A 5,893-nucleotide genomic window follows, 5' to 3' on the forward strand; every position below is an offset into this window, starting at 1 on the left:
CGGTCCCATTCCGAACCCGGAAGCTAAGCCCTCCAGCGCCGATGGTACTGCACCCGAGAGAGTGTGGGAGAGTAGGACGCCGCCGGACAAATTTTGCAGTAGCCCCCGACCACACGGTCGGGGGCTACTGGCATTTCCGGACAAGGGAAAAGCGCTCAGCGCTGCTCGACCGCGGCGCGCAGCTCCAGGAACGCCTTCTCCGCGTCGGCCACCTGCCGGCCCGGGAAGAGCGCCACCCCGAGCGAACCGTTGTCGGCCCACCCGCACACGGCGATCGCGCCGTCCTTGTCCTCGATCTCGCCGCACCGGGCCACCCCGCCCAGGTCGCCGGCGTCGACGTCGTGGACGTTGCCGATCCCGGTGGCATCCCCGCCCGCGACCGCCTTGAACGCGCCTTCCAGGGAACGCTCCGGCTTCCAGATCTTGCCGGTGCCGGCGACGAGGATGACCGTGCGGACCTCTGACGGGCCGTTCTGGTCCCGGTAGATCGCGCCGACGCTCTTGTCGAGGCTCACCTCGGTGACGACGGCGTCCCGGACATACTCGGCGGTGCTCTGCGCGTCGTCGGTGGAGAAGAGCGTGAAGGCGCCGATCTGCGTCGGTGTCGAGACCTTCGTGCCGCTCTGCTGGGTCACGCGCAGGACCGTCGGGCCGTAGACGACCGCCGACCCGAGCAGCGCGACGCCCGCCAGGGCGCCGCAGACGATCGCGACCTTCTTCACATTGACGGAGGTGCGGGGCTCCTCATCGACATCGACATCGACATCGTCCTCGTCGGGGGAGGCGGAGGAGGAGATCCCCGGAAGATCGACCATCGGCGCAGCCTAGCAAGCCCCACGACGCGAAGCGGGGCCGGACCAGAACGGCCCGGCCCCACCGGTACACCCGCGGAAACGAACGACGATCAGCGGTGCTCGACCTCGGTGCGGATCTGCAGGAACAGGTCCGAGGACTCCTTGAGCTCCCGCCCGATGAAGATCGCGATGCCGACGCTGCCGTGGTCGGCCCAGGCGCACAGGGTCATCGGCAGGTCGTCCTCGGTGCCGCTCGCGCACTTCACGGTGCCGCCCAGGTCGCCGGCCGGGTAGCTGGTCTGCCCACCGAGCCCGCCGCCGGCGCCGGTCGCGTTGAAGCCGCTGAACGCGTTGCCGACCTCGTCGTCCGGGAAGACCACCGTCGACGTGGCCGCGACGAGCACGACCAGCTTCGTCTCGTCGCCGTCGCTGTAGATGCCGGCCGCGACCTGCTTGACGTCGCCGACGTCGGCGCGCAGGTCACGCTCCATCTCGTCGGCGATCTTCTGCATGCTGTCGGAGGTCTGCTTCTCCAGCCCGCCCGGCAGCGTCGCCGGCGCGGTCACCGTCGTGCCGCTCGCCGAGAGGATCGGATACAGGAAGACGCCGCAGCCCACCCCACAGACCAGCAGCAGCGCGGCCAGGATGCCGAGGGTGATCTTCAGCCCCTTGCCGCGGCGCGGGGGCGGGGGCGGGGTGAACGCGGGCCCCGGAGCCGGGAAAGGCGGCTGATACGGCGGCGCCGAAGCCTGATACGGGTCCTGGTAGGCCGGCTGCTGATACTGCGGCTGTTGCTGGTACGCCGGTTGCTGATAGGACTGCGGCGGGCCGTACGGTCCGGGCTGCTGCTGATAGGACCCGTCACTCGGAGCCTGTTGCGTCCCGAACTCCGGCGCCAGGTCATACGACTGCGGCTGGAACGGCTGCGAACGGGGCTCGTCGTCGGACGGGCGAGGCGGGTAAGTCACCGTCGATCAGTCTCCTGAGTGAGGGGGCAATGGCGAGCGTAGACCCCGCATGCGAAGTTCTAGACTCGCTATGTGACGGAGACTCAACGGACGCCCGGCCCTGGCGACATGCGGGCCGAGCCGACCGCCCCCACTGCCTCGGTGCTCTCGGCCCAGTATGCGCCCGGCGAGGTGGAACAGCGGCGGTATGAGCAATGGGTCGCCGACGGTCTGTTCAAGGCGGACGCGGCGAGCGACAAGCCCGCGTTCGCCATCGTGCTGCCTCCGCCGAACGTGACCGGCTCGCTGCACATCGGCCACGCCCTCGACCACACCGTCCAGGACGCCGTCACCCGCCGTAAGCGGATGCAGGGCTTCGAGGCGCTGTGGCTGCCCGGCATGGACCACGCCGGCATCGCCACCCAGAACGTCGTCGAGCGGCAGCTCGCCACGTCCGGGCAGTCCCGGCACGACCTGGGCCGCGAGGCGTTCGTGGAGAAGGTCTGGCAGTGGAAGGCCGAGTCCGGCGGCAAGATCCTCGGACAGATGACCCGCCTCGGCGACTCCGTCGACTGGAGCCGCGAGCGCTTCACCATGGACGAGGGCCTGTCCCGCGCCGTCCTCACCATCTTCAAGCGGCTCTTCGACGACGGCCTCATCTACCGCGCCGAGCGCATCATCAACTGGTGCCCGCGCTGCCTGACCGCGCTGAGCGACATCGAGGTCGAGCACTCCGACGACGACGGTGAGCTCGTCTCCATCCGCTACGGCGACGGCGCCGACGCGATCGTCGTCGCGACCACCCGGGCCGAGACCATGCTCGGTGACACCGCGGTGGCGGTGCACCCGGATGACGAACGCTACAAGCACCTCGTCGGCACGGAGGTCGTGCTGCCGCTCACCGGCCGGCGGATCCCGATCGTCGCCGACGCGCACGTCGACCCGGCGTTCGGCACCGGCGCGGTCAAGGTGACCCCCGCGCACGACCCCAACGACTTCGAGATCGGCCAGCGGCACGACCTGCCGAGCCTCACGATCATGGACGAGCACGGCGTCATCACCGTCCACGGCCCGTTCCTCGGCCTGGACCGCTTCGAGGCGCGTCCCGCCGTCGTCGCCGCGCTGCGCGCCGAGGGGCGCATCGTCGCGGAGAAGCGGCCCTATGTGCACGCCGTCGGGCACTGCCAGCGATGCGGCACCACGGTCGAGCCGCGGCTGTCGCTGCAGTGGTTCGTGAAGACCGAGCCCCTGGCGAAGGCCGCCGGCGACGCCGTCCGCGACGGCCGGGTCCGGGTCGAGCCGCCGGAGCTCACCAAGCGCTACTTCGGCTGGGTCGACAACATGCACGACTGGTGCATCTCCCGGCAACTGTGGTGGGGGCACCGCATCCCCGTCTGGTACGGGCCGCAGGGCGAGGTCGTGTGCGTCGGCCCCGACGAGCAGCCACCCGCCGGCGACGGCTGGACGCAGGACCAGGACGTGCTCGACACGTGGTTCTCCTCGGCGCTGTGGCCGTTCTCCACGCTCGGCTGGCCCGACGAGACCCCCGACCTGGCGAAGTTCTACCCGACCAGCGTCCTGGTCACCGGCTACGACATCCTGTTCTTCTGGGTCGCCCGGATGATGATGTTCGGCCTGTACGCGATGGACGGCCAGCAGCCGTTCGACGTGGTCATGCTCCACGGGATGGTCCGCGACCAGCACGGCAAGAAGATGTCGAAGTCGTTCGGCAACGTCGTCGACCCGCTGGACTGGATCGAGCGGTTCGGCGCCGACGCGACCCGCTTCACCCTCGCCCGCGGCGCCAACCCCGGCGCGGACGTGCCCGTCAGCGAGGAGTGGGTGCAGGGCGCCCGCAACTTCTGCAACAAGCTGTGGAATGCCACCAGGTTCGGCCTGTCCAACGGCGCGACCGTCGAGGGTGACCTGCCCACCGAGGGTCTGTCGACGGTCGACCGGTGGATCCTGTCCCGGCTGCAGCACGTCATCGCCGACGTCGACGAGCAGTTCGAGGCGTACGAGCTGGCGAAGGTCTGCGACACGCTCTACCACTTCGCGTGGGACGACGTCTGCGACTGGTACCTGGAGCTGTCGAAGGGCGCGATGACCCCGCAGCGGCAGCGGGTGCTCGGTCACGTGCTGGATCAGCTGCTGCGGCTGCTGCACCCGATCACGCCGTTCGTCACCGAGGAGCTGTGGACGACGCTGACCGGCGCGCCGACCCTGGTGCGTGCGGCATGGCCGGCTGCCGAAAAGGCATGGGAGAACGACGCCGCCGAGCGGGAGGTCGCCGACCTGCAGCGGGTCGTCACCGAGGTCCGCCGGTTCCGCGCCGACCAGGGCGTGAAGCCCGCCCAGAAGGTCGTCGCCCGCCTGGAGGGACTCGACGCGGCCGGGCTGTCCGCGCACGAGGGGCTCATCCGGTCCCTCGCCCGTCTGGAGGCGCCGGGTGCGGAGTTCGCCGCGACGGCGAAGCTCAGCGTGGGCGTCGGGGTCACCGTCGAGCTCGACACCCGGGGCACGATCGACGTCGCCGCGGAGCGGGCCCGGCTCGGCAAGGACAAGGCCGCCGCGGAGAAGGAAGCCGCGCAGTGCCGGGCGAAGCTCGACAATCCGGCGTTCACCGACAAGGCCCCCGACGCGGTCGTGGAGAAGATCCGCCAGCGGCTCACCGCCGCCGAGGCCGACCTGGCCCGCATCACCGGGCAGCTGGACGCGCTGTGAGCGGGCAGCGGAGCGGCTCGGGCCGCTCACCGTGGGTGCAGGTTGGCTCAGGGCGACGCCGGAGCGCAGCGGAGGTGGCGACATGAGCGGACCAGGTCGTTTCCATGAGGTCGAGCAGGAGCTCAACGGGCGGGGCTTCACCCGCATGGTGTTCGACCTCGGCCGCATCGAGGGGCTGCTCGACCTCATGGGCAGCCCTCAGCGGGCGTACCCGGCGATCCACATCACCGGCACCAACGGCAAGACGTCGACGGCCCGGATGATCGACTCGCTGCTGCGCGCGCACGGGCTGCGGACCGGGCGGTACACCAGCCCGCACCTGCAGACGATCCGGGAGCGGATCAGCGTCGAGGACGAGCCGATCAGCGAGGACCGGTTCGTCGAGATCTACGACGAGGTCCAGCCCCTCGCCGAGTTCCTCGACGCGCGCAGCGACGCGCCGCTGACGTACTTCGACATGACGACGGCGATGGCGTTCGCCGCGTTCGCCGACGCGCCCGTCGACGTCGCCGTGATCGAGGTCGGCCTCGGCGGCGCCGACGACTCCACCAACGTGCTCCTGGCACAGACGACCGTCATCACGCCGATCGGCCTCGACCACACCGAGTGGCTCGGCGACACCATCGAAGACATCGCCCTCGCCAAGGCCGGGATCGTGCACAAGGGATCCACGCTGATCTGCGCGGCGCAGCCCGACGAGGCGATGGGCCCGATCCTGGAGCGCTGCGCCGAGGTCGGCGCGACGATCGCCAGGGAGGGCCGTGAGTTCGGCGTCGTGCGGCGCGACCTCGCCGTCGGCGGGCAGGTCCTCACCCTGCAGGGCCTGTCCGGCACGTACGAGGGCATCTTCCTGCCGCTGCACGGTGAGCACCAGGCGCAGAACGCGGCGATCGCCCTGGCCGCGGTCGAGACGTTCCTCGGCGCGGGCAACGAACGTGCCCTCAACGCCGAGTCCGTCCGTGACGGGTTCGCCGGGGCCACGTCGCCCGGCCGGCTCGAGCGGGTCCGTAAGTCACCGCCGATCCTCGTCGACGCCGCCCACAACGCGGCCGGCATGCAGGCGACCGTCCGGGCGCTCAACGAGGAGTTCGCGTTCAGCGGCCTCGTCGCCGTCGTCGCCGCCCTCGCCGACAAGGACGTCGAAGGCATGCTGGAGCTCCTCGAGCCGATCACCGAGAGCATCGTCTGCACCCGCAACAGCTCCCCGCGGGGCATGTCCGCCGCGCAGCTCGGTGCCATCGCCGAGGAGCTGTACGGGCCCGAACGGGTCCACGTGGTGCCGGACTTCCCCGACGCGATCGACACCGCCGTGACCCTCGCCGAGTCCGACAACGCGATCCCGGGCTCGATCGGCATCCTCGTCACCGGCTCGGTCGTCACCGTCGCCGACGCGCGCGGGTTGCTGAAGCGATGAGCGGCCAGCGTAGC

4 protein-coding genes and 1 rRNA gene are annotated in these 5,893 nt (G+C 70.5%); 3 read left to right on the forward strand and 2 right to left on the reverse strand.

The features are described from left to right. Nucleotides 1–88, forward strand: a 5S ribosomal RNA gene (rrf, locus tag ABZS58_RS28950); the annotation flags it as partial. A 67-nt stretch (nucleotides 89–155) separates the two neighbouring features. Here the strand turns inward: rrf and ABZS58_RS28955 are convergent. Together ABZS58_RS28955 and ABZS58_RS28960 are read right to left on the reverse strand one after the other, a co-directional pair. Continuing rightward, nucleotides 156–815 carry a hypothetical protein gene (locus tag ABZS58_RS28955; RefSeq protein ID WP_354786377.1) on the reverse strand — a complete coding sequence of 220 codons (660 nt, stop codon included), beginning with the start codon at nucleotides 813–815 and terminating at the stop codon, nucleotides 156–158. A gap of 89 nt (nucleotides 816–904) precedes the next feature. Next, the gene (locus ABZS58_RS28960) at nucleotides 905–1,762 is read right to left on the reverse strand and encodes a hypothetical protein (RefSeq protein ID WP_354786378.1); all 858 of its coding nucleotides are present in this window, start codon (nucleotides 1,760–1,762) and stop codon (nucleotides 905–907) included. Nucleotides 1,763–1,870: 108 nt separating this feature from the next. Here ABZS58_RS28960 and ABZS58_RS28965 point away from each other — a divergent pair, with 108 nt between their 5' ends. Beyond that, nucleotides 1,871–4,465 carry a valine--tRNA ligase gene (locus ABZS58_RS28965; RefSeq protein ID WP_354786474.1) on the forward strand — a complete coding sequence of 865 codons (2,595 nt, stop codon included), beginning with the start codon at nucleotides 1,871–1,873 and terminating at the stop codon, nucleotides 4,463–4,465. An 82-nt stretch (nucleotides 4,466–4,547) separates the two neighbouring features. Then, on the forward strand, nucleotides 4,548–5,879 hold the full coding sequence (locus ABZS58_RS28970; RefSeq protein WP_354786379.1) for a folylpolyglutamate synthase/dihydrofolate synthase family protein: 1,332 nt from the start codon (nucleotides 4,548–4,550) through the stop codon (nucleotides 5,877–5,879). Nucleotides 5,880–5,893 lie beyond the last annotated feature (14 nt).

The sequence above is a fragment of the Dactylosporangium sp. NPDC005555 genome (assembly GCF_040605635.1).
Taxonomy (GTDB): Bacteria; Actinomycetota; Actinomycetes; order Mycobacteriales; family Micromonosporaceae; genus Dactylosporangium.

Bases quoted from the DNA above. Each gene is read 5' to 3' on its own strand.
- ABZS58_RS28955 (WP_354786377.1), bottom strand. From the start codon at position 815: ATGGTCGATCTTCCGGGGATCTCCTCCTCCGCCTCCCCCGACGAGGAC.
- ABZS58_RS28965 (WP_354786474.1), top strand. From the start codon at position 1,871: ATGCGGGCCGAGCCGACCGCCCCCACTGCCTCGGTGCTCTCGGCCCAG.
- ABZS58_RS28970 (WP_354786379.1), top strand. From the start codon at position 4,548: ATGAGCGGACCAGGTCGTTTCCATGAGGTCGAGCAGGAGCTCAACGGG.